The 23,960-nt window shown below is 41.4% G+C and carries 22 protein-coding genes and 2 tRNA genes; 7 read left to right on the top strand and 17 right to left on the bottom strand.

Translation table 11 applies throughout. The features are described 5' to 3' along the window. Window positions 1–30: 30 nt before the first annotated feature. From GTO83_RS05015 to pdhA, 8 genes are all read right to left on the bottom strand, one after another. Window positions 31–1,383 (bottom strand): hemolysin family protein, encoded by a 1,353-nt coding sequence (locus GTO83_RS05015; RefSeq protein ID WP_180872015.1) that lies wholly within the window; start codon window positions 1,381–1,383, stop codon window positions 31–33. Between the two features lie 84 nt (window positions 1,384–1,467). After that, on the bottom strand, window positions 1,468–2,319 hold the full coding sequence (locus GTO83_RS05010) for a LysR family transcriptional regulator (RefSeq protein ID WP_370524343.1): 852 nt from the start codon (window positions 2,317–2,319) through the stop codon (window positions 1,468–1,470). Between the two features lie 30 nt (window positions 2,320–2,349). Next, on the bottom strand, window positions 2,350–3,471 hold the full coding sequence (locus GTO83_RS05005; protein WP_180872014.1) for a GDSL-type esterase/lipase family protein: 1,122 nt from the start codon (window positions 3,469–3,471) through the stop codon (window positions 2,350–2,352). 138 nt (window positions 3,472–3,609) lie between these two features. Further along, a complete protein-coding gene (locus tag GTO83_RS05000) occupies window positions 3,610–4,629 on the bottom strand; it encodes a lipoate--protein ligase (protein WP_180872013.1) in 1,020 nt (339 codons plus the stop codon). 96 nt (window positions 4,630–4,725) lie between these two features. Then, window positions 4,726–6,129 carry a dihydrolipoyl dehydrogenase gene (gene lpdA, locus GTO83_RS04995; protein ID WP_180872012.1) on the bottom strand — a complete coding sequence of 468 codons (1,404 nt, stop codon included), beginning with the start codon at window positions 6,127–6,129 and terminating at the stop codon, window positions 4,726–4,728. Between the two features lie 26 nt (window positions 6,130–6,155). Next, window positions 6,156–7,484: a dihydrolipoamide acetyltransferase family protein gene (locus tag GTO83_RS04990; RefSeq protein WP_180872011.1), complete on the bottom strand. Its 1,329-nt coding sequence runs from the start codon at window positions 7,482–7,484 to the stop codon at window positions 6,156–6,158. A 16-nt stretch (window positions 7,485–7,500) separates the two neighbouring features. Further along, window positions 7,501–8,478: an alpha-ketoacid dehydrogenase subunit beta gene (locus GTO83_RS04985; RefSeq protein ID WP_180872010.1), complete on the bottom strand. Its 978-nt coding sequence runs from the start codon at window positions 8,476–8,478 to the stop codon at window positions 7,501–7,503. A gap of 2 nt (window positions 8,479–8,480) precedes the next feature. After that, on the bottom strand, window positions 8,481–9,572 hold the full coding sequence (gene pdhA / locus GTO83_RS04980; protein ID WP_180872009.1) for a pyruvate dehydrogenase (acetyl-transferring) E1 component subunit alpha: 1,092 nt from the start codon (window positions 9,570–9,572) through the stop codon (window positions 8,481–8,483). Window positions 9,573–10,287: 715 nt separating this feature from the next. Between pdhA and GTO83_RS04975 the strand changes: the two genes are divergently transcribed. Both GTO83_RS04975 and GTO83_RS04970 read left to right on the top strand, forming a co-directional pair. After that, a complete protein-coding gene (locus GTO83_RS04975) occupies window positions 10,288–10,710 on the top strand; it encodes a cupin domain-containing protein (RefSeq protein ID WP_180872008.1) in 423 nt (140 codons plus the stop codon). Between the two features lies 1 nt (window position 10,711). Continuing rightward, window positions 10,712–11,029, top strand: a complete 318-nt coding sequence (locus tag GTO83_RS04970) for a carboxymuconolactone decarboxylase family protein (RefSeq protein WP_180872007.1) — start codon at window positions 10,712–10,714, stop codon at window positions 11,027–11,029. Between the two features lie 252 nt (window positions 11,030–11,281). Here the strand turns inward: GTO83_RS04970 and GTO83_RS04965 are convergent, their stop codons facing one another. Then, a complete protein-coding gene (locus tag GTO83_RS04965; RefSeq protein WP_180872006.1) occupies window positions 11,282–11,812 on the bottom strand; it encodes a GNAT family N-acetyltransferase in 531 nt (176 codons plus the stop codon). Window positions 11,813–11,926: 114 nt separating this feature from the next. Here GTO83_RS04965 and GTO83_RS04960 point away from each other — a divergent pair, with 114 nt between their 5' ends. Together GTO83_RS04960 and GTO83_RS04955 are read left to right on the top strand one after the other, a co-directional pair. Beyond that, window positions 11,927–12,583, top strand: coding sequence for an HD domain-containing protein (locus tag GTO83_RS04960; protein WP_255463182.1), 657 nt, complete (start codon window positions 11,927–11,929; stop codon window positions 12,581–12,583). 79 nt (window positions 12,584–12,662) lie between these two features. Continuing rightward, the gene (locus tag GTO83_RS04955) at window positions 12,663–13,040 is read left to right on the top strand and encodes a HesB/YadR/YfhF family protein (RefSeq protein ID WP_180872005.1); all 378 of its coding nucleotides are present in this window, start codon (window positions 12,663–12,665) and stop codon (window positions 13,038–13,040) included. A gap of 60 nt (window positions 13,041–13,100) precedes the next feature. Here GTO83_RS04955 and preA read toward each other — a convergent pair whose 3' ends face one another. The 3 genes from preA to GTO83_RS04940 all read right to left on the bottom strand — a co-directional run bounded on the left by preA (window position 13,101) and on the right by GTO83_RS04940 (window position 16,704). Continuing rightward, a complete protein-coding gene (gene preA, locus GTO83_RS04950; protein WP_180872004.1) occupies window positions 13,101–14,390 on the bottom strand; it encodes an NAD-dependent dihydropyrimidine dehydrogenase subunit PreA in 1,290 nt (429 codons plus the stop codon). Next, window positions 14,383–15,531 (bottom strand): FAD-dependent oxidoreductase, encoded by a 1,149-nt coding sequence (locus GTO83_RS04945; protein ID WP_305066895.1) that lies wholly within the window; start codon window positions 15,529–15,531, stop codon window positions 14,383–14,385. Before GTO83_RS04945 ends, preA begins: the two co-directional genes overlap by 8 nt. Window positions 15,532–15,828: 297 nt before the next feature. Further along, the gene (locus GTO83_RS04940; RefSeq protein WP_180872003.1) at window positions 15,829–16,704 is read right to left on the bottom strand and encodes a DegV family protein; all 876 of its coding nucleotides are present in this window, start codon (window positions 16,702–16,704) and stop codon (window positions 15,829–15,831) included. Between the two features lie 200 nt (window positions 16,705–16,904). Between GTO83_RS04940 and GTO83_RS04935 the strand changes: the two genes are divergently transcribed. The 3 genes from GTO83_RS04935 to GTO83_RS04925 are packed head-to-tail and all read left to right on the top strand — an operon-like array spanning window position 16,905 to window position 19,152. After that, on the top strand, window positions 16,905–18,611 hold the full coding sequence (locus GTO83_RS04935) for an NFACT RNA binding domain-containing protein (RefSeq protein ID WP_180872002.1): 1,707 nt from the start codon (window positions 16,905–16,907) through the stop codon (window positions 18,609–18,611). Window positions 18,612–18,629: 18 nt separating this feature from the next. After that, entirely contained in the window at window positions 18,630–18,980 is a 351-nt protein-coding gene (locus GTO83_RS04930; protein ID WP_180872001.1) for a hypothetical protein, read from the top strand. Beyond that, complete coding sequence (locus tag GTO83_RS04925; protein WP_180872000.1) at window positions 18,964–19,152, top strand: hypothetical protein; 189 nt, start codon at window positions 18,964–18,966, stop codon at window positions 19,150–19,152. The genes GTO83_RS04930 and GTO83_RS04925 overlap by 17 nt, the downstream gene beginning before the upstream one ends. A 158-nt stretch (window positions 19,153–19,310) precedes the next feature. Here the strand turns inward: GTO83_RS04925 and GTO83_RS04920 are convergent. The 5 genes from GTO83_RS04920 to thiE form a co-directional block, all read right to left on the bottom strand. Beyond that, window positions 19,311–19,382 (bottom strand) — tRNA-Gln (locus GTO83_RS04920). A 72-nt stretch (window positions 19,383–19,454) separates the two neighbouring features. Next, the gene (locus GTO83_RS04915; protein WP_180871999.1) at window positions 19,455–22,349 is read right to left on the bottom strand and encodes a YfhO family protein; all 2,895 of its coding nucleotides are present in this window, start codon (window positions 22,347–22,349) and stop codon (window positions 19,455–19,457) included. A gap of 86 nt (window positions 22,350–22,435) precedes the next feature. After that, window positions 22,436–22,509, bottom strand: a tRNA-Pro gene (locus tag GTO83_RS04910). Between the two features lie 85 nt (window positions 22,510–22,594). Further along, complete coding sequence (locus GTO83_RS04905) at window positions 22,595–23,266, bottom strand: type 1 glutamine amidotransferase (RefSeq protein WP_180871998.1); 672 nt, start codon at window positions 23,264–23,266, stop codon at window positions 22,595–22,597. A gap of 34 nt (window positions 23,267–23,300) precedes the next feature. Beyond that, the gene (thiE, locus tag GTO83_RS04900; protein WP_180871997.1) at window positions 23,301–23,960 is read right to left on the bottom strand and encodes a thiamine phosphate synthase; all 660 of its coding nucleotides are present in this window, start codon (window positions 23,958–23,960) and stop codon (window positions 23,301–23,303) included.

Genomic DNA, 23,960 nt, shown 5'->3' with positions numbered 1-23,960 from the left:
TTTCTTCCGTTCTCAACCCCTTATTTACTATTATTTTTCCACTTTATCTTCTGAATTGTTAGCTTTCGATTGATCCTTGGGCTTAATTTGTGTTACCCGAAATTCTTTGACATTTGAATTCTCCATTTCAACCGGAATAAAGGAGAAGTTACCAACTCGCAGTGGATGATTTAACTTTAAACTATATTCTTCTTCCAAGAAAAAGCCATTCAAGGTAGCTACATCGAGATCTTCAAATTGAGGAATATCAACATCAAAGTAACGTTCAAAATCACCAAGATTAGTTTTTCCAGAAACCCGGTAAATCATGTTACCACGGTTATCAGTGCCATCTTTTTCAATCATGTCGCCATTAATGTGATCAATTTCTTCGCGGACATCCCCAAACATTTCTTCATAGATATCCTTATCTGTCACGATCCCAGAAGTTCCTCCATATTCATCTTGGACCAAACAAATTGGAGCTCCCTTTCGTTCCATCTTCTTTAAAACATCGGTTAGATCTTCACCTTCATATACGGTTGGAATTTTCCGAATGATATCACGAATTGAGGATTCGGGGTTAATTTGATTTTGCCGCATAATATCATAAGCGAAGATATAACCTACAACATGATCCTTATCATTATTAGCAACTACTGGATAACGCGTAAAACGCTTATTGAAGTATAATTGGGCGGCTTCTTTAATCTTAGCTGTTCGATCAATCACTTCAAGTTGCGTTCGGTCAATCATAATATCAGCTGCGACCTTATCATTCATTTCAAATGCCCGTCGCATGAATAAAATATCCTCTTCATCCATTGCCCCAGCTTTTTCTGATTGTTTAGATAGGGTCATAATTTCATTTTGAGAATAGGTATCTTCTTCTGGCTGAACATTGAACCCCAAAGCCTTGGTCAGTTTTCCAGCAACTACTGCAAACAACCAGACGAATGGATAAAAGATCCAATGGAAGAACTGAATTGGGTGGACAATTGCCAGTAAAATTGGAACTGGTCGGTCGATTGCCATATTCTTTGGTACCAAGTCAGTGAAGACTGCATGGAAGAAGGTAAAGATCAGCACCCCAACGATTGGGGCAACAACCTTCCGGACATCCGCTGGAATAACATCGATCATCAACAGTAAATCCGTAATATACGTATCACCAATCCACCCTAAGATTAATGACGTCATCGTAACCCCAACTTGAGCCGTTGATAAGTATTCGGAGAGGTTGTTAACCATGTGCTCCGCTTTTTGGACCGTCTTTGTTTGGGGCATATCTTTCAATTCGCTTGGTCGAACTTTCACGACCGCATATTCAAGCAAGGTAAAGAGCGCCGCCAACGCTAAAATCAAAACAATAATCAACAAACGTATCCAATAAGAATCTAACACGTATTCAACATCCTTTTCTCTAAATTATTTCCGCCCCCTATTGTACCAAACCACCTTCTGAAAGGCGAGAACTAGGCTTATTTTTTAAAATTTTTTTGAACCGGTAATTGTTTGAAGAAAAGCGGCCGTCGCAGTCGAAAGTACCTGTTGCTTTTTCCAAATCAAAAGATGACCGCTTACAGTCGCTGGCACTAGGGGAACAAAAATAAGTCGATCATCATGGAACTGTTTATAGACCCCCTTTATCCCAAGGTGATAATATCTCCAAGTTAATAATAAGGCTTTAGAAACACTTGGTAAGTTAACTGTCACTTTAACATTTAAATCAGTTCGTTTAATTTTAATGTTCTCTGCTAAATCATCTCGAACAATCGGCCGGCGTCCCATAGTTAAAGGCAATTTACTCAGGGTTGCTTGATCAATTGCTTTTAATTTTGCCTCAGGTACCGTTTTGCTCATGATTACTCCCCAGGTTTCCTTAACCGGAAGCGTCAAGAAATTATATTTTGCCGCTTCAACTGGTTCGATCAATACCGCTAAATCCAATAAACCTGCATCTAATTGGGACCGAAGACTATCTCCGTCCCCATCATAAAGGTTAATCTTAACTGCCGGATGGTGAGCTTGAAAACTAGCAACTTGATCCATCAACCAAGGACCAACTGAACTTTCAACACAGCCTAAGTTAATCACCCCAGTGATTTCATCTTGACTAGAGACTAATTCTTGTTTTGCATGTTCGAATAGTTCAAGAATGGTTTTTGCCCGTTGTTTAAATAAAACACCAGCCGCATTTAAGTGAAGCTGGTGACTTTGCCGATCAAATAGGGGAACCCCAACTTCTCGCTCTAAATCCTGAATTTGGCGCGAAAGCGTCGGTTGCGTTAAATGGAGTCGGCGAGCTGCTTCGGTAATATTATTGGTTTCAGCAACCATTAAAAAATAATTTTAGAATCCGTGTCTCCATTACAAAATTCTTTCCCTAAGTAATTGATCTAGTTGGGGAATTAAGGCATCAGCAAAAGCTACGCCACCAGCCGGGCTTAAATGAAGGTGATCACCAAAATCATACTGCGAAGCTAGGAATCCTTGATCATCACTAAGGACATTCGTTACATCCACTGCCCACGGAAATTGACCAAGCCACTTATTCAATTGCTCCCGTGCTTGATTGACCTTAGCTTTACCTCCGCCATACGCGGCATCTTTAGCTCGTTTTGGTCCTAGATTTGGTACAAGTAACTTTCCTCTTCGTTGCTTAACAAGCCTTGTTAATTGTTCAAAGCCAGCTTCTAACTCAGCCATTGGGACCGGTTTCTGCGAGGAAATTAACGGCATCATTAAATCATTTCCTCCCGCCGAAGCAATCATTACCTGTGGCCGCCAGGTTGATTGGGTTAACCGATGCAATAAGCTCGGACCAAAAGTTGCAAATAAGGGAGTATCTGTCGGAGAATCACAAACTAACTGTGACCCGGAAATGGCGGTATTAATCATCGTTACTTGATCTGGATAATTAGTTAATAGATGTTTTCCGAGTGCGGCAGCTACCATCCCCGTTTCGATTAACGAATCACCAGCTAACTCAACTAAAGGAGCGCTGTTTTCCCGAAGAACTCGGAAACCAGCAAGTGAAAACCAGCTTTTCCGTTGGTGCCACTTATCTCGAAGGTGTGGTTGACCGGTTACCCGACTGTTAATACTTGCGTTTACCAGACTAGGATCATAAGTACTTGCCAAATCAACATAAGTCTGTGGTTGATCCGCCTCCAAACGGAAATATAAAGGTTGGCCAGCTTTAACTGGAAAAGTAATTGCATCCATTCCAATTGATTGACCTTGAGGAATCACAAATTCAGCTACTCCATTTTTAGGAACTAAGACCGCATTACTAAAGTCCTCACGATCAGCAAGCAATAACCGTTTAAACTTAAGTGGTGTTTTACCATATACGTTTGTCATCAGTATTTGGATTGCTTGCCCACTCAAAAACGGAGTTAACTTTACAACTTGTGCCAACTCTTGGTACTTAAAGGGTTGTGCCCGATTATCATGCGGCGTTTGATAATAACTAATTTCCCAATTCATTTTAAGCACCTCTTTACACCGAAACTTAATTTTAGTATTGCTTACATTACATTAACATGCAAGGTTAAGTTCTAAAGTATGTAAAACAAAAAGAGGAGGAGCTTTTCCCCCATCCTCTTGTACTGCGTTACAAATTAACTAGTGTTGTTCTGTCAATAAATCAACAACTTCTTCGCGTGGAATCCCAACAAAGTACTTGTTCAAATCAACACCCTGCAACACTTCTTGCATAGCTGCTGGACGATAATCAACTCCAGTCAAGGTTTCTTCAAGCTTACGGACATCGCCAGGACCAAAGAAATCACCATAAATCTTAAGATTAGTAATCTTACCATGTTCAACCATGAACCGAGCATCAATCGTTCCACCGTCAAAATGCTTCCGCTTCTTAACAGTAAAGTTTGGCGACTTACCATATACCCAATCATCATTCTTGTACCACTTGTTTTCGATGGCATCAATTGCCTTGTTGTCTTCATCCGTTAAGTGATATTCATTTTTCTGGGCTTCTTCGATCGTATCAACTTTCATAATCCGCTTAATCAATTCATCACGGAATTGTTGGGTCGTCAAGTTTTGGAATTCCGGTTTTAGGTATGGCATAATGTTAGTCACTCGAGACCGAACAGACTTAATTCCCTTTGATTCGATCTTATCTTTTGGAACTCGCAATGCGTCAGCAACCACTTCTGTATTAACGTTGTACATTAACGTTCCGTGTGAGAAAGTTTTACCGTCACGTGAATACATTGCATTTCCTGAGAATTTCTTGCCCTCAATCACAATATCGTTCCGACCAGTTACTTCCGCACCGGTAGCCCCCATATCATGTAAGGCATCAACGACAGGCTTAACCAAGTCCTTAAAATCACCAAACTTGATTTGGTTAGACGGTACCACAAAGCTAAAGCAAAGGTTACCCATATCTTGGTACATTGCTCCCCCGCCAGAAAGACGACGGGTAATTGTCACACCGTGTTCTTCACAGTACTTTTGATTAATTTCTTCAAGTGTATTCTGATTCCGACCAACAATGATACAAGAATCCTCGATGTAAAATAACATAAAAGGTACTTGCATGTGATCACTGTTCATCAAATGCTGTTCCGTCGCCAAATTCCGCCGAATATCATTTGACGTCATTGATAAATATTGCATTCTTTCTCACTCTCTTTTCAGCATACTTTTTAACTAAAAATAGCGAAACCAATCACACCTGTAATTGATTTCGCTACAAACCTTAGACATTCTTAATTAGATGTTAGTTGGCATCCCAAGGCCAACATCAGCAGCATCCATGAAAATTTCAGAAAGTGATGGGTGTGGGTGAATGGTTAAGGCAAGGTCATCAACCGTGTTACCAGATTCGATTGCCAAAGTTAATTCAGCGATCATGTTTGAAGCATCAGCCCCAACAATTTGTGCCCCAACAAGTACCCCTGTATCCTTCAAGAAGACCAAGCGAGCAAAGCCTTCCGTAGCTTTCATGGATACTGCACGTCCATTAGCCGTGAATGGGAACTTAGCGGTCTTAACATCAAGACCTTGTTCTTTAGCTTCTTCTGGAGTAAGACCAGTTGAAGCAACTTCTGGGTCAACATAACATACCGCTGGAATAGCATGGTAATCAACAACTGATGGTTGTCCGGCAATCGCTTCAGCAGCGATTTTACCTTCGTAACTAGCCTTGTGAGCTAAGGCAGGACCGGCAACGATGTCACCAATTGCGTAAATATGGTCAACAGCAGTTTTACCAGCTGCATCAACTGGAATCAAGCCCCGCTTATCAGTTTTGATTCCAACTTGTTCCAGGCCGATGTTTTGAGTGTTTGGTTTCCGACCAACGGAAACAAGAACGTAATCAGCGTTAATCGTTTCGGCCTTACCATTAACTTCGTAGGTAACATCAACACTGTCACCCTTGTCATTAGCTGATTTAGCCATGGCATTCGTAACTACTTTGATTCCCTTGTTCTTAAAGTTCTTAAGAACAGGAGCGGTTAATTCCTTGTCGTAGTTCCGTAAAATTCGGTCAGTTCCTTCAATGATCGTAACTTCAGTTCCAAAGTTAGCATATGCGGACGCTAATTCACAACCGATGTAACCACCACCGATAAGAACCAATTTCTTAGGAAGTTTGTCCAAGGCAAGGGCACCAGTGGAGTCAATAATCCGACCACCGAATTTGAAACCAGGAATCTCGATTGGGTGTGAACCCGTTGCAATGATCAAATTCTTAAAAGTGTAGGTTTGAGCGTGGTCATCGTTCATAACCCGGATGTTGTGTTCATCCTTGATGTAAGCAGTCCCCCGAAGAACATCAATCTTGTTCTTCTTGAAGAGGTAGGCAACCCCGTTAGTCATCCGCTTAACAACACTTTGTTTGAACGCTTGAACCTTGCTGAAATCAAGGTCGACGTTGGCCTTAATCCCTTGGTCTTCGTTATCAAGGCTTGTCCGGTAGTTGTGAGAGACTTGAATGATTGCTTTGGATGGGATACAACCAACGTTTAAGCAGATCCCCCCTAAGGTGTCTTCTTTTTCAACTACGGCTACCTTTTGCCCAAGTTCAGCGGCATGAATGGCAGCAACGTAACCACCAGGGCCAGAACCAATGACAATCGTATCTAAATCAATTGGAAAATCTCCAACAACCATTTAATATCATCCTTCCATCAACAACACTAGGCCATTAACAATAATTCAGGGTCAGCAAGCAATTCCTTCAACCGGTTCATTGCCCGTTGTACTGTCCCACCATCGAGAATCCGGTGGTCAGCAGCCAACGAAAGCTTCAAGACCTTAGCAACCTTTACAAGGCCATCTTCAACAACCGGTTCATCGGAAATCTTACCCATTCCGAGGATAGCAACTTCTGGCCAGTTAATGATTGGCGTGAAGTAACCACCACCGATGGAACCGATGTTAGTAATTGTCATCCCAGTGTTGGCCATGTCATCAGGGCCTAACTTGTGGTCCTTAGCTTTGGCAGTATTTGTTGAAATTTGCTTGGCGATTTCGAACAGACTCTTTTGATCAGCATTCTTAATATTTGGAACAAAGAGACCATTGTCTGTATCCGTGGCAATTCCAACATTAATATAATCACGGTAGTGAATTTCCTTGTTTGCCATATCAACTTTAGCGTTGAATTCAGGGAATTCCTTCATCACAACAGCTAATGCCTTAGTGATGTAAGCCATGAAGGTCAAGTGAACATCGTGTTCCGCAGCCAATTCCTTGTACTTCTTCCGGTGATCCCAAAGCTTATCAACGTTTACTTCATCGAAGACATGGATCATCGGAATTTCACTAACAGCCTTAGCCATTGCCTTGGCCGTAGCCTTACGTACAGGGGACATCTTTTCAACATGTTCTGGCCAACCTTCAGCGGCAACTGGAGCAGCCGTTTCTGGAATCGCAACCGTCGTAGTTGCTGGTTCAGCATTGGCGGCTGGAGCAGCGGCAACCGCCCCACCATTACTCTTAAAGGCATCGATGTCAGTCTTCAAAACTTGACCATGGTTACCAGTACCGGAAACTTGAGCAATGTCAACACCTTGTTCACGAGCGTACTTCCGAACCCCTGGCATTGCCAATACAGGCAAGCTGTGGTCAGCCTTAGGAGCGGCAACTGGAGCAACTGGCTGAGCTGGAGTAGCTGGTTGAGCTGGTGCGGCAGGTGCTTCTGGAGCAGGAGCTGGTGCAACATCAGCAGCTGGTTCTTCAGAAGTAGCGGCATTATCGCCACTAACGTTACCTTCACCATCGGCAACTTCAAGTTCAACTAATACTTGGCCAACCGTAGCGGTTTCATCTGGTTGAACTAAAATCTTTGTAATCTTACCAGTTACTGGTGAGGATAATTCTTCAACCGACTTATCGTTTTCGATTTGAACTAAATCGTCGTCCTTGTTAATGGTATCGCCTTCAGCAACGTGCCATTCACCGATGGTCCCTTCGGCCATTCCTTCACCAACGTCTGGTAGTTTAAATTGAAACTTTTCACTCATTACTCATTTCACCTCGTTAGAAATTGACGGTGTCCTTAACAGCCTTTTCAATGTCATCGGCATTTGGAAGCCATTCATCTTCAGCAGCGCTGAATGGGTATGGCGTGTCAGGAGCGCCAACAAACTTGATTGGTGCATCAAGAGAAAGGATAGCTTCTTGAGCAATCAAGGATGCAACTTGGTTCATAACCCCACCAGAACGTTGAGCTTCTTGAACTAAGACAACCTTGCCAGTCTTCTTAACCGTGTTAATGATTGCTTCTTCATCAAGTGGAGCAACCGTCCGCAAGTCAAGCACTTCAGCATTAATGCCTTCACCTTCAAGCTTCTTAGCTACCTTAAGGCTTTCTTGGAGCATGTAACCATAACTAATGATTGAAACATCAGTACCTTCACGTTTTACTTCGGCCTTGTCCAATGGAACCGTGTAAGCTTCATCAGGAACTTCTTCACGCATAGAACGGTAAAGCTTCATGTGTTCCAAGAACATAACTGGATCGTCCGAACGAATTGAGGAAATCAAAAGTCCCTTAGCATCGTATGGGCCAGAAGGAATAACAACCTTCAAACCAGGAGTTTGGGCAGCTAAACCTTCAAGTGAGTCCGAGTGAAGTTCTGGCGTGTGTACCCCACCACCAAATGGTGTCCGAAGGGTAACCGGCATCTTTAAATGACCAGCCGTCCGGAAGCTTTCACGAGCCATTTGCCCAGCAATTTCATCAAAGGCTTCAAAAATAAAGCCCATGAATTGGATTTCTGGAACTGGCCGCCAACCAGTAAAGGCAAGCCCGTTTGCGAGACCCATAATCCCTGATTCTGCTAGTGGCGTATCAAAGACCCGGTCTTCACCGTACTTTTCTTGAAGTCCATCGGTTGCCCGGAAGACCCCACCGTTCTTACCAACGTCTTCACCGAAAACTAAAACTTTGTCATCACGGGCTAATTCTTCGTCCATGGCGTCCGTGATCGCCTTAACCATTGTTAATTTAGCCATGATTAGTTGCCCTCCTTAGCTTGGTATTCCTTAACTTGACGTTCAATTGCACTTGGCGTTTCGTCAAAGGTGTTTTCAAGGAATTCAGAGACCTTTTGAGTTGGTTGATTTTCAACAATTTCCATTGCCTTGTCGATGTCGTTTTCGACTTCTTCCTTGTAGGCAGCTTCTTTGTCGTCATCCCAAAGACCCTTGTTTTCAAGGAACTTCTTCATCCGAATTAGTGGGTCCTTTGCGAACCATTCTTCTTCTTCTGATTTGTCACGGTAACGCTTAGGATCGTCACCGGAAAGGGTGTGAGCACCGAACCGGTAGCAAATCGTTTCAACTAAGACTGGACCGTTACCAGCAGCAATCCATTCACGAGCTTGCTTAGTAACCTCGTAAACTGCTAAGATATCCATCCCATCGACAACAACACTAGGGATACCAGCAGCAACAGCCTTTTGAGCCAAAACAGGAGCAGAGGATTGAACTTTTCGAGGAACGGAAATTGCATAACCGTTGTTTTGAACAACGAATAATGCAGGTGCCTTGAAGGAACCGGCAAAATTAATTCCTTCATAGAAATCCCCTTGAGAAGTACCACCATCACCGGTGTACGTCCAAGCAACATTCTTGGAACCCTTCTTCTTTAAGCCAAGGGCAACCCCAGCAGTTTGGGCATATTGAGCCCCAATGATAATTTGAGGTGGAACAGCATTCAAACCATCTGGATAAACATTCCCATTAACGTGACCAATTGACCATAAGAATGCTTTTTCAAGTGGCAAACCGTGCTTTACCAGTTCAGGAATATCACGGTAAGCAGTTAAAAGGAAGTCCCCCTTGTCCATTGCGGCACTCGTCCCCATTTGAGAAGCTTCTTCACCAGCAGTTGGTGCGAAGAACCCTAACCGACCTTGCCGGTTTAATTTTGTGGAACGGTCACCCAGAACCCGGGACCAAAGCATTTGCTTGTACAAGTCAACAAGTTGATCGTCAGAGAGGTCGGGAGCCAAATCTGGGTTCACAACTTCCCCATCGTTGTTAAGTACTTGTAAAGTCTCATATTTAGGTGTGTGCTTGAGACTTTCGAAGTCTAATTGTGTCATTATCAATGCCCTCCTTTATTTCGTTAGCGCTTACATATAATATAAATCTTTTTGAAAATAATTCAATATTGTGAAAATAAATACTTTCGTAAAATTAAGTTTATTCACAAACATACCAGGTTTTGTCAAATAAATGAAAACGGTTTAATCACTTTTGTGACCAACTGCCTAAAAAGTATGTGAAGTGAAAAAATTTCAGTTTTTTTATTATTGTTAGCGGTTTCACAAAACTATTATCTAGAATTACCTCGCCAAAACTTTTTTCCTATAATAAATTTGCTACTAATTTTTAGTTCACAAACGAGAATATTACTGGTTTTTCAGCATTATGGTGATTTTTAATGGTAAAAAAATCATATTCTTATTTTCACATTTATGACGTTGCCCTTGTTGTAAGTCCCATTTGGAATGAAAGACCAGCTGATTTAGTGTTAGCAATCCTAAATTATTTAAAATAAGAACAGTCGCACTATTTTTAGTTGATTGATCAAACAATCAATGCTTTCTAAAGAATTTTGAACACTTTACTAACCCTTATGGACCTTTTGGACTTCCATCTTATTAAGGATGCCCAACCTAAATATTCCAATCGAAAGTAGCCAAGGGGCTACGAAAACTTTAATTCATTTTTCGAATGAAACTTTACTAAAAAAGAGTATTTCAGTTTTATCGGTCCTTTTTTTATACTAAAACCTAGAAAAGAGGTTTTATAGCAATGATGAAAAATGAAGAAGCAGTCAAAAATGACCTATTTGGTTTTGGGGATTTAAATGTTGCATTTACTAAGTACTTTACGGGTGATAGTTATCTGAACGGTTTAGTTGCCCCTACTGGGGAGATTGACATCAACGTTTCCAATGTTAATTTTGAACCGGGATGTCGTAATAACTGGCATATCCACCATAACGGGTACCAAATTCTTTTGGTTACTGCCGGAGAAGGTTGGTACCAAGAAGCTGGCCAACCAGCCCAACTCTTGAAGTCTGGTGACGTAATTGTTATTAAACCAGGCGTTAAGCACTGGCATGGGGCAACTAACGATTCTTGGTTCTCTCACCTAGCAATTACTAAAGGTACAAGCGAATGGCTTGAACCAGTTAGTGACGAAGAATACGCTCAATTAGGAGGCAATGATTAACATGGCAAAAAAACAAACCGCAGGTCGCGATCAACTAGGAGAATTTGCTCCTCAATTTGCCGCTTTAAACGATGATGTTTTATTCGGCAAGGTTTGGGCAGATGAAGATTCTTTGAAACCCCGGGATCGTTCTTTTTTGACGGTTACTGCTTTAATTACAAAAGGGGCCTTTGAACAACTTCCTTACCATATGCAAGTTGCCAAGGACAACGGCATTACGAAAACCGAAATTAGTGCAATGATTACCCAACTTGCCTTTTATGTTGGCTGGCCAAATGCCTGGAGTGCATTTAATATTGCCAAGAAGATTTGGAATTAAATTTTACTGTAATTATGTAATAAGGAGGTTGGAAGAAAACCTTCTCAACGTCCTAGAAAAGGTAAAAAGAAACAAGGTAAACAGCAAGAAGATTGCGCCAATCAACTAATTTGCTTGGCCACTGCTGGCCGTAATTGCTGAGTAACATCCGGAGATGAACAAGAGACTGGGAAGAAGCTTGTATTTCTTCCCAGTCTCTCGTTCATATTTTGCTGATCAATTTTTTAAATCCCGAGTTTTACTAAACTTATCCTACTTTGTCTTTTGGGTAAGCATTTCGTAAACATAACTGGTTTCTTCTGGCCGATAAACTCCGTGCAAGGTGCCAACACGCTGAAAGCCAAACTTTTCAATGAGGTGTTGCATTGCGTGGTTATCCTCATGCGTATCGATTCGTAAGGAAACAATATCTTCCCGGTGAATCTTAATAAAATCAATCACATCCCTAAACAAACGTGAGGCATAGCCATTACCAGCATGGTCAGAGTGGATTGCCACCCGGTGAATCGTTAGATACCGATCCGTCTCTAGCAACCACTTACCATCTAATTCATCATATGCGTGATCTGGTGCGGGAAGAATTGAGAATACCCCAACCGTTTCATGATCCGAATCGTGAACTAAGTAGGCAAAGCCATTTGTAATATCCGCCTTAACTTGTTCTGGATTTGGATAGTCCCCCTGCCATTGATCAACTCCTCGCTCGGCAAGTTGGTTTTTCCCATCTTCCAAAACTTCAACAATCCGATTTAAATCATCCATCGATGCTTTTGTTAAGTGCATTAATCTAACACCCTCGCTTTCATTTAGTTTCAAAACATGTTATAACAACATAACACGAAATTAAAAGCAAAAACAAGCAATCTGTCTAAAAGTAAATTCGATTGGAGGAGTCTTTTGAACCACGAAGTACAAATTAAGGCCGTAATCAACTTTGCCCAAAGTAAACTTGGTGATGATGTTACTGGTCACGGAATGGACCATCTCCGCAGGGTCGCCCAACTTGCTACTCACCTTGCTGAAGAGGAAGGAATTGATCCTTTCCTCCCAGTCACTATTAGTTACTTACACGACATCATCGATGACAAGTTAATCGACGATGTGGAAAAAGCGAAAGCGGACGTAAAAACCTTTTTACAGGATCAAGCCTACCAACCAGCTGAACAAGCAGAGATTATGGCAACGATCACTCAAATGTCCTTTGCTAGTACTCTTGGAGGCCAACATCCTCAATTATCCTTGGCAGGTCAAATTGCCCAAGACGCAGATTGGTTAGACGCCTTGGGAGCAACCGGAATCATCCGAGCAGTTTATTATGGCGGTAAACATCATCAAATCATCTATGATCCAAAGATTGCCCCCCGCACACAGATTACTAAGGCTGAGTATCGAAATCTCGATCACGAAACCATTATTAATCATTTTTACGAAAAGCTTTTTAAACTAGCAACAATGTTAAATACCCCAAGTGCCAAAAAAATTGCCCAACAACGTGAGGCCTTTATTCATCAGTTTATTGATCGTTTTTTGGCCGAGTGGGAAGGAAAAGCCTGAGCGAAAGACTTTTTCAATTTAAAAAACTGTGATATCCTAAGCTTACAAATTGGAAGCGATTACGAGGAGAGATAACACTATGGCAGAAAATGCACCACTTTCAAAACTTAATTTAAGTCCCCGGATTATTCAATGGTTTAAGGAAGATATGCACTTAAAAGCAGGTCAAGGGGTAAAATTCTTTGGTAAGGTTTACGGGTCAACGAACGCCCACTCTGGTTTTTCGGCTGGATTAGCGCGGTGTGACCACCCAAACAACCCGGTTATTGATACTGAAATCGATGGAATTCACTTCTATGTTCAATCTTCCGATTACTGGTTCTTCGAAGGACTTGATGCCCAAATCGATTATGATCAATCCATTGATGGGCCTTCTTTCTACTTCACCCCAAATGATGGAAGCAAGCTTGATACTGTTGCTTCTGCAAGTCAACACACAGACTGCAACACCAACTAAACTTAAAAAAAATGAGGCTAAGTTCATCGCATTGATTGCGACTCTTAGTCTCATTTTTCGTTACGCTAAATGTCGGAAAGGTCCACTTGGTAATCGTTGGGAGGCAACGTCTACCTTGCTTGGATCACCCTTACGTCCTGGCTTTGTCTCAACTACTCCAAGGGTAATTGCATGAACTGGACAAACTAAAGCACAAAGCTGACAACCAACACATTTATCCTTATTAAAAGTTGGGAGGCGTTTTTCATCATCCCAAGTTAAAGCTTGATGCGCACCATCTTGACAGGAAATAAAACACCGACCACAACCGATACATTTGTCCCAATCAATTTTTGGATACACCTTATAATTCCGATCAAGTTGTTCGGCAGGAATGATGTTTTTAGTGACCTGGCCAACTAACTCAGATAAGTGGTCAACCCCTTGCTCATCCATGTAGTGCATGAGGCCGTTTTTCATATCTTCAACAACCCGGTACCCATATTGCATAACCGCAGTGGTGACTTGTAAAGTTGTCGCCCCTAAAAGAATAAATTCTGCAGCATCGGACCAGGTTTCAATGCCCCCAATTCCAGAAACCGGAATTTGTTCCAAACCAGCGGCAGACCGAATTTCTTGAAGAAAACGAAGCGCAATGGGCTTGACTGCTTTCCCGGATAAGCCAGAAACCGACGATTTCCCGTTAACGATTGGGAGCCCGACCTTCTTTTCTAGGTCAATATTGGCAACTGATTTAACGGTATTAATTAGCGCAATCCCATCGGCTCCTCCAGCCATGCAGGCTTTTACCACCGGAATCATGGAAGTAATATTTGGTGTCATCTTCGCCATCATCGGTAGTTTGCTCCCACGCTTAACAGCTTCACAGTATGTTTGACAAAGTTTTGGATTGGTCCCAACATCCGCTCCCATCGAATGAGAGGTCATCTGTGGACAGGAAAGATTCATTTCAATCATATCTGCTCCAGCGGCTTCTACTTGACGAGCTAAATCTTCCCAGTCAGCTTCATTTCGACCCATAATTGAAGCAATCAAAACTTTATTAGGGTAATTAGTCTTTAATTTTCGCAGATCGGTAAGGTTTTCTTCAAGCGGGTGTTCAGCAATCTGTTCCATATTCTTAAAGGCCACAAATGGTGTGTCTTCCTTAGTTAATTCATCAAATCGAGGAGAAACTTCGTCTACTTTGAAGTCTGCAGGGCCAATTGTCTTAAAAACTACCCCACCCCAGCCAGCATCATAGGCTCGGGCACACATCTCATAACAGTTGCCAACTGGCGATGAAGAAAGGCAGAACGGATTTTCAAAATGAACTCCCAGAAAATCAACACTTAAATCTTTTTTAATCATGATTTACACCCCCTAGCGTATTCATAATTACTTTGGCGGCTTCTTTTCCTTTTTGAACGGCAAAAACAACCGTTTGGTCACCATCAACTAAATCTCCAGCTGCAAAGACTTTTGCATCCTTAGTTTGATACTTAGCTGACCAGAGTTGGCTTTCGCTATGTTGTAAATCAATCTCAAGACCCGTTAAGTCACTTGTTTGACCAACTGCGTAAATAATTTTATCCGCCTTAATTGTCAACTCAGCATCGAGTTTCCGGTGTTTGAAAGTAACAACGTTAGTCGCTACTTTGGTTGGAACATAGCCATCAATCAAAGTGACACCAGCTTTACGGGTCCCAGCTAATTCGTTTTTAGAAGCCTTAAATTCGTTAAATTCTTCATAGGCAACGTCCGTAACGTTTGAAACGCCTAGTTTTTTCAGGGTTGTGGCAACGTCCATTGCAACATCCCCACCACCAATAACTAAAACATGATCAGGTAATTCGTTCTCGTGAAGTTCCCCATTCTTAACCCGTGCAAGGAAGGAAATTGCTGATTCAGTGCAAATATTATGTTCAAACATCGGTAAGGTCTTGGCTTTACTGTTTCCAACAGTGACTAAAACAGCGTCATAATCAGCCTTTAATTGATCAAAGGAGATGTCTTTACCAACTTTAATGTTGCATCTGATTTCAGCCCCAAGGTCGATAATTCGCTTAACTTCATAATCGACAATTTCTTGAGGAAGCCGGTATTCAGGGATTCCATAAGTTAAATAGCCCCCAGCCTTGGGGTGCTCCTCAAAAATCGTAACGGCAACCCCATATTGCCGTAGAGTTGTGGCGGCTTGAAGTCCCGCTGGACCAGCACCAATGATGGCAACTTTTTGACCGGTTGGCTTACCAGCTTTTAGGATTTGCATCCCCATCTCTTGTTCTATATCCGTAATGAACCGTTGCAGGCCCCCAATATTAATTGGATGATCAATTTTTGCCCGGGTACATGCCGATTCACAGTAGCGTTCCGTTGGACAAACCCGTGCACAAACTGCCCCTAAAGCGTTGTTTTCCCGAATCGTTTCCGCTGCTCCCTTAATGTTATTAAACCGTAAACTCCGGATGAAACGAGCTGGATCAGTATGCGCTGGACAAGCCTTTGACATGGTGCATCTTCACACAACAAGCACCGAGCGGCTTCTTGCATCGCGGTCGAGAAGGTATAACCCTTTGATTCCGTTTGATAAGCTGTTTTCATTTTGCACCCTCCCTTAGTAAATTCGTAAAATGCTTTACTAACTTCATTTTAACTTTTGTGAAGGTGAGCACAAGATAGAATTATTAATCATTCCAAAATTATATATTTTGTTATATTTACGTTATTATTCAATTATTTAATAACTGTTAAAAAATAAAAATGATCGGACAGAAATTTCTGAACCGACCATTTTCAAATTAAATTATTACAAAGGTTTTTTGGACGTATCTTGCATCCAAGTCAATCCAAGTGCCCCTTGACCAAGGTGAGTACCAATTACCGGGCCAAAGTATGAAAGTTCAAACCGAACTTGTGGATAGGTTGCTTGTAAGTGGTCAAGCCATTTTTGACCCGCTTCTTGAGCGTTTGCATGAATTACCATTGCTTGTACTGGATAATCCAACTTGGCAAGATCGTCCGCAAAAATTTGCTCACACCGTAACTTGGCTTTTTTCATTGAACGAACCTTTTCAAAGGCCTCAATTGAGTAGTTAGCCGTGTGCATCGTCAAGAGTGGCTTGATCTTTAAGATCGAACCCACAAAAGCTGAAGCGTTGGAAAGTCGACCTCCCCGAACCAGATTTTGTAAGTCATCAACAACGAAAACATTGTTAAAGGTATCCTGATATGCCTTTAACTTTTCTAAAATTGTGTCTAAATCATTGCCAGCTTTGATTAGTTGGGCTGCCTCTATTGCTAGATACCCCATCATTTTAACCGTTAAGTGAGAATCAAAGGGAATAATTTTGATTGTCTCCTTCATTTCCTCCGCCAATTGACCAATTGTATTTAACAAGCCCGAGATAGCCGCCGTCAAATGGATACTAATTACAGTATCATAACCTTCGTCGGCAAGGGATTGATAAAGTTCCATTAATTGACCAATTGGGGGTTGCGAAGTACTTGGAAAAGAACTCGTTGTTTGTAACTTCTGGTAGAAGTCTTCGGTCGTAATATCGACCCCTTCCCGATAACTTTGGCCGTCAATAATCAAGGGAATTGGGACAACCCGAATATTATTTTCGCGCGCTTCTTCATCTGTCAGGTAGGCGGTGCTGTCCGTCACAACAGCGATTTTCATATGCAAATCCTCCAACTCATCGTTCTTTCGTATTTGTTCCGAATTAGGTTTTAACCTACATATACATAGTAGTAAACATACCATAGAATACATGATAAAACAATTCCCTCAAAAATTTTCTTTGCAGTTCAGCCTAATTTGTTTAGCATCTCTTAAAACGGTATAATGTAAATTAGTGATTTTAAAGGAGGCGTATTCCAATGGCGTTTGACGGATTTTTTACCCACGCAATGGTAGTTGAACTCAACCAATTTTTAACTAGCGGCCGAGTAATGCGGGTTAACCAACCTTATCCAAATGAAATGATCATGGTTATCCGGGCCCACCGGAAAAATCAACGGTTATTAATCTCTGCTAACCCCGCTTATCCCCGCTTTCAATTAACAAAAATTCCCTACCAAAATCCAGCAGTTCCAAGCAACTTTACGATGACCATGCGGAAATACTTGGAAGGGGCCATTCTCACCAAAATTGCACAAGTTGAAAATGACCGGGTAGTTACTTTTCACTTCACTACTCGGGATGAGTTGGGAGATACTGAAGCTTTAGTTCTCTACGTTGAAATCATGGCTCGCCATAGTAATGCAACCCTGGTTAATCAAAACACCGGAAAAGTTATTGATGCCCTTAAACACGTTGGAAGTGACCAGAATCGGTTTCGGACCATTTTACCTGGGTCTACTTGGCGAATGCCTCCTAAACAAGAACGGACAAATCCGTACTTGCCAAACTCAAAATATCCGACCTTGGTTAAGACTTACTCAGAAGTTGGTGATTTAGCTCATCAACTTCAAGCAACCTATCAAGGATTATCAACTAAGTTGGCCCAGGAGCTGGCTAACCGTCTCTTAGCCAGTGACAATTTACCTCAAACCTATACTGAATTTCTAAAGGCCTTTGATCATCCAGAACCAACCTTGGTCGAATTTACAAATGGCAAGCAGGACTTTTGGGCCCTTAAGCCAATGCCAACGCCAATCACTCAAATCAACAATTTTAAATCCTTATCAGCGCTATTAGATCACTTTTATGCTCATAAAGCCGAACATGATCGGACAAAAGAGCTAGCGGGTCAAGTCTTAAAAATTGTAAATACCGAGATTAAGAAGGATCAACGAAAGATAAAGAAGCTTCAAAAAGAATTAGCTGCAGCTGATCAAGCTGATTTTTACCGGATTCGGGGTGAAATTTTAACCACATACCTGGGACAAGTTAAGCCGGGAGCGACCAAGATTACCTTGCCAAACTTCTACGATGAAAACCATCCACTAGAAATTGAACTTTCTCCTGAGCTTTCACCATCCCGAAACGCCCAACGCTACTTTACCCGCTACAACAAACTAAAAGCCTCGATTGAATATGATCATGAACAACTTCGACTCACCCAAGCTGAGCTAGATTACTTAACGGGAATTGTTAGTCAAATTGCAGTGGCAGCTCCAAAAGACGTACAAGAAATCAAAATTGAATTAGTTGAGCAAGGATATCTCAAACCGCATCATCGAAAAGGAAAAAAACAACGGAAAGTTCCGGCGGCAAAACCCAGTGAATATTATGCTACTGATGGCACATTAATTTTGGTTGGGAAAAATAATCGTCAAAATGATCGGCTTAGTTTTAAAATTGCTAACAAAAATGATCTCTGGTTTCACGTTAAGGATATCCCAGGTTCCCACGTTGTTATTCGTGACGCCAACCCAAGTCAACAAACCATCATGGAAGCCGCCCAAATTGCTGCCTACTTCTCAAAAGGGCAAAATTCCACCCACGTGCAAGTTGACTATTTACCAATCAAAGCTCTGCACAAACCAAGTGGCGCTAAACCAGGTTTTGTCACCTTCCGGGGACAAACGACCTTAACTGTTGATCCAGTCGCCCCAAGGAGCATAAACTCTAAAAATCAATAACTGCGTTGGAGGAAAACTATGGCGTTATCAATTATCAATAAATTTCAAATTGCCAAACAATTACCCATCTTCGAACAAGAATTAAAGGTAATTGAAACTACCGAGCCCAAAATTTATAATTTTGGGCTTAAGCTCATTGAACGTTACGTAATGCATCTTTACATTCGACGAGCCGCCTTTATTTTAGCAATTCCGGGGTTAATCGTTTCGTATTTTACCAAGAACTTACTCCCTTTCATCACGATGTTAACAGTATGGGCAATTGCTTTCATGCTTTGCTTAGCAACTGCAACCCGAATTAATCAAATTCGGGACCAATATCACCTAGACAAAGCCAATCAATCAGTTAATCATGAAGAAGAAAATTAAATTTTACGATGATGAAACTGCCCACCGGGTCGCCCAACATTTTTTCGATACTGAGTATGAGGATCCGGGCATTGAAAAATGGAGCGGTTTTCTCTTATCTGACCATACAGCAAAATTAAATCAGCAAGAAACTAACGATGATGATCTTCACTTTAGTAAACTCGACAAATAGCGAATTAGCTAACGCATTTGCTAATTACTTTTTGACCGTAGTTTTTGGGTAACATTGGAATTGAAGATGCAAGAGACTGGGAAAAACACGAGTTTCTTCCCAGTCTCTGCTTTTTTATATACAAAAAAAGCGAAGAGCAACCTCTTCGCTTCAAGGAGTTGGGCTAGCTGGATTCGAACCAGCGCATGACGGTACCAAAAACCGTTGCCTTACCGCTTGGCTATAGCCCAATTTGACTCGTCACCATTTGACGACCTATTCAGTATATCAAACTGAGCCAAAATTGCAAGACCAATTTTAAATTATTTTGGCTGCCGACGCACAAGCCAGGTAATTACAGCCATTAGGAATGTCCAGAGTAAGCCAAAAAGACTGATAGTTATCCCTATTCTTAAACCAGGGACATGATAAGTAAAGACAATCCGATGATGACCAGCCGGCAAGCGCACGCCTAAGAAAGCTTGATTGGTTCGGATAGTTTTAACAACCTTACCATCGACCTTTGCCTCCCAACCACTCGAATATGGGATTGACGAAGTTAAAATTCCTACACGCGGAGTCGTAATTTCTCCACTAACCTGATTAGTCTCAAATTTTAGATTCTTAAGCCGGTGATTTTGGATGGTTTTAACTTCTTTTTGATACTTGGTACCAAGTTTTTCGGCCACCACTTGATATTTTAGGTCATACGTACCAAGTTTAGTTGGTACAAAAGTCAACTGTTGCGGAAAGTCTTTTTCAAAATAGCCAATATTCATTGTGCCATTCTTTACCACTTTAAAGAAGGACAAGACACTTTGCTTTGGCTGAGTGATTTTTTCTGTTCCATACTTACTCTTAATTTGTAAACTATAACTCATATCCGGTGAGCCATTGATTAAATGGTAACGCCAATACTTGTAGTAAGCTGACCAATGGTTAATCATCCCCCCAGGATTAAACTGGGCTGTTTGATGAAGATGATCGATTTCCGCTTTTAACTGTTCTTTTAAAGTTAGTGGGTGATACTTGATCGAAGCAAATTCAACATGCAATTCGGTTTGGCGTAATTGCTTTTTAACGGCCTTTTTTGCCACATCCGGGAAAACTAATTTATAAGTTTCATCCGCATCGAGTAATTGTAAATGATGCGGATTAATTACATTAAAGCGATTAGAAATAATTTGCGATTTAACCTTAATTACATTCCCCTTCAAATTAGCATTTGTCAGTCCCTTAATCGCCTGGTTATCAGCAACTACTCCACTTGCCAAAGCCCGTTCTTTTTCCGTTGGTGAAAGTTTTTGATACCGGTGCTTAGAAATTGCCTGGTCCTGCCAGTAGATCAGCGGGAAAGCTTGGTTAGTCTTCAACCGATTTGTTTGGATCGGAGTCAAATCGGTCTTTTGTGTCGCATTACTTGGCTGTGGGGCATCATAATCATATTGAGGTTCCGTTGATTGATCCAAGAAATAACCTTGGGGCCACTTTAAGGCGTTATCGCCATTTGATTGAACAAAGAGGTAGCGCACCCCTAAAAAGTTTAACCAAACACTCCGGTCATCAACTTGGCGCAAAGGAACGTTAGCTTGATACTGGGTATTTTGTAACGAACGACTAAAGTCCCCTAAATACTGATTTTGAAGGGAATAATAAGAATCAATATTGTGTAAACCTGTTGAAAGGTCATTGTCATTTAAAATGTCCGGAATAATCTCATTTTGGCTAATTGTTGAAACCCGGTAAGTTGGTGATTTGGAAAGGCCCTGATCTAAGCCGCCATACCGTTGCTTGGTAATTGCTTGGTATTGCCCTTTGGTCAACATTGCACTAGCGAAGTCCCCGTTATATGGGAAAGCCGCATAAATGGCATTAAAACCAGCGTTTGCAAGCAATAAGGCCATTAACCACCGAGCTGGATGAACGATTACCTGACTATGAAGAAGCCACAAAATCAAAAGACTCCCCAAAAGACAAATTACTGGTACGAATAATGCCGGATCATTTTTAAAGAAGTATGAAATCAAAACGACTAGCAGATATCCAATCGTCACCCAGGTCATCATTAAAAGTTGATGGCGTGATAAATCTCCTGCATTTTGTAAAAGAAAACAAACTGCCATACTTAATGGTAAGTAAATCAAGAGAGTCCACCGGTTTGAAGCCGCCATCATTCCGTTGAAGAAGGCACCAACCGCTGGAATTAGTAGCATCACAAAGGCTAAAACTAAGGCAACTGCGATTAAGGGATACCGCCGAACATTGAGATAAATATAGACGATTCCCAGAAAGCCGATCGAAACAATCCCTAAAGCTGACCAGAACATAAAGGACCATTGACCACCATTGATCAACGATTTTGGCAAGAACAAGTAATAATATGCTGGATATGTCTTTAATCCATTAGCAAACAAAGAACCAGCCCGCGTTGAATGCATCACGGTAATAATTTCGGGAATTAACAGGACTGCACTTAAAAGTAAACTTGTAATCGTTGCTAAAGCCAATTTGAGGATCGTCACGCCCCAATCAAGGCGATGCCAATAATGAGTCGCAATTCGCAAAACCAAAAAGATGATCGTCCCTAGTCCCAAAACGTAAGCTAGATAATAATTGTTAACGAGCATCCAAAAAAAGGCACCCGCTAATGGCCACCAGGATCCACCCTTTAAGACTCGCTCGGTTTGGACAACCAAAATGGGAAAAAGAATAAAAGTTGTAGTAAAGAAAGGTTGGGCAAGGCTCGCATATAGAAGGTACGAATTAACTAGATAAACCACTGAACCGGCAACCATCACCCAATCTTTAAGCTGAAAATGACGGGCAAACCAGATGAAAGCTAAGCCGGCACAATAGAGTCGCAAAATGATCATTAACTGGTAAGCCATCACTAACTTAGTTACCGGGAAAAGAAAGGCCAAGTAGGTAAATACATCCCCAATTGTATAATAGGAAAAAATTGAAAAAGTATCTGCCCCTAACCCCATCTTCCATGACCACATGGGATGCGTTTTAAAAGGATGCTGGATAAAGGCGCTTATCACTTTCCGATACTCAGCTAATAAGGGAAGATGTTGGTTTAGCGGATCCTTATTCCAAATCAGACTATTACCAGTAAAGAGATATGTTCCATACATAGTAAGCGCAATTAAAATAAAGACCGCCGTATAGAATAAATAAACACGGTAATTTCGTTGCTTTTTAAAAGTAAATTCCATTGGCTTTCCTCGTAAACAAAACTTAAATTTTTGCTTAAATTAAAAAAGCTGGGATGAAACAGTACGTTTCTCCCAGCCAATCAAAGTCGGGAAAACAGGATTCGAACCTGCGACCCCCTGGTCCCAAACCAGGTGCTCTACCAAGCTGAGCTATTTCCCGAGATCAAAGTAATTAACCTCTGACAACGATTATTAATATTAAACGAACTTATCAGGATTGTCAATCACTTTGGTAATTTTTTATTTTAAGCATTAACAATTTGGTCCAATAGCTTGGCCATTAAACTTACATTTTCTTTTGGCACCCCGTGAACTAAAATTTGGTCAGCCGTTTGTTTCAAAACATTTCCTTCATCGGCATAATCCCCATCATTCACAACCATTGATCGTAAATTGTATAAGTCTGGCTCAAAATGAAATTGTAGACCAATTACTTTGTCACCATAAGCAAAGCCTTGGTTTTGATGATCCCGACTAGTAAAAAGTAACTTTGCCCCTTCTGGAAGCTCAAACATTTCTTCATGCCAGTGTAAGACTGTTGCCGTTTGTGGAAAATCAGTTAAGACATCACTTTGTAAATTAACAGGTGCCCAGCCAACTTCCTTAACTGCTGCCTTATGAACCTTTGCCCCCAGGACAACCGCAATTTGTTGAGCCCCAAAGCAAGCCCCAAAGATCGGTTTGTCTGCCATTAACATTTCTTTAATTAATTGCCGTTCCGCTTTAATCCAAGGAAAATCATCGTTTGGGCTTTGAGGGCTGCCTAAAATCACTAGTAGATCAGTCTCTTGAACCGATGGTAACTTACCAAACTGAGCAGGATGATAGGTAAATACTTCATGGTGGTGATGTTTTGCCCACTGTAAAATTGAACCCGGGCCTTCACTTGGTGTATGTTGTAAAACATTAACGCGCATCTTTGTCCTCCTGGTAAATGATGGCTTCATTATATCAGTTTTTTAACCCTTTTTCACCAACTAACTGCCGACTAGCTAAGGCAACATCATCACTTCCAAGGACTTGAGAAATTACAGCAATCCCAGCAACACCGGTTTGACGAACTGTGGCAAGTTGATTACTACTAATTCCACCAATGGCAACGATCGGTTTTTTAGCTAATTGATTTAACTCAATCAGTTTTTGAAGCCCTAGCACCGGATCAGCGTCTACTTTTGATTGGGTAGGGAAAATTGGCCCAATTCCATAATAATCAATCCCGGTGAGCTGATTAGCCTGTAGGATTTCAGCTTTCGTATTACAAGAATAGCCAACAAACATTCCAGCTTGCTGAGCAACCTTTGTAACTTGACGAATTGCTTGATCGCCCTGACCCACATGAATTCCATCTGCTTTCAAGGTTAAGGCTAAGACGAGGTCATCATCAACAACGAACGGACAATGATAACGTTGACAGAGATTGTGAAGTCGATGGCCTAATTTTTGACGCGCTAGTCCTTGTAAAGCACCGGTTCCCTTTTCCCGATATTGAAACATGGTAATTCCGTTTTTTAGGGCAATCTCCACTCGTTCGAGTAACTTTACCGGATCACTTTCAGTATCTTGACTGCCACCAACGAGGTAAGCATTTAACATTTCGGTTTTAAATTTCAT

This window comes from Lactobacillus sp. 3B(2020), assembly GCF_013487845.1.
GTDB classification, from domain to species: Bacteria; Bacillota; Bacilli; order Lactobacillales; family Lactobacillaceae; genus Limosilactobacillus; species Limosilactobacillus alvi.
Note: the sequence above shows the minus strand (reverse complement) of the source record. Positions and strands in the feature narration are given on the sequence as shown.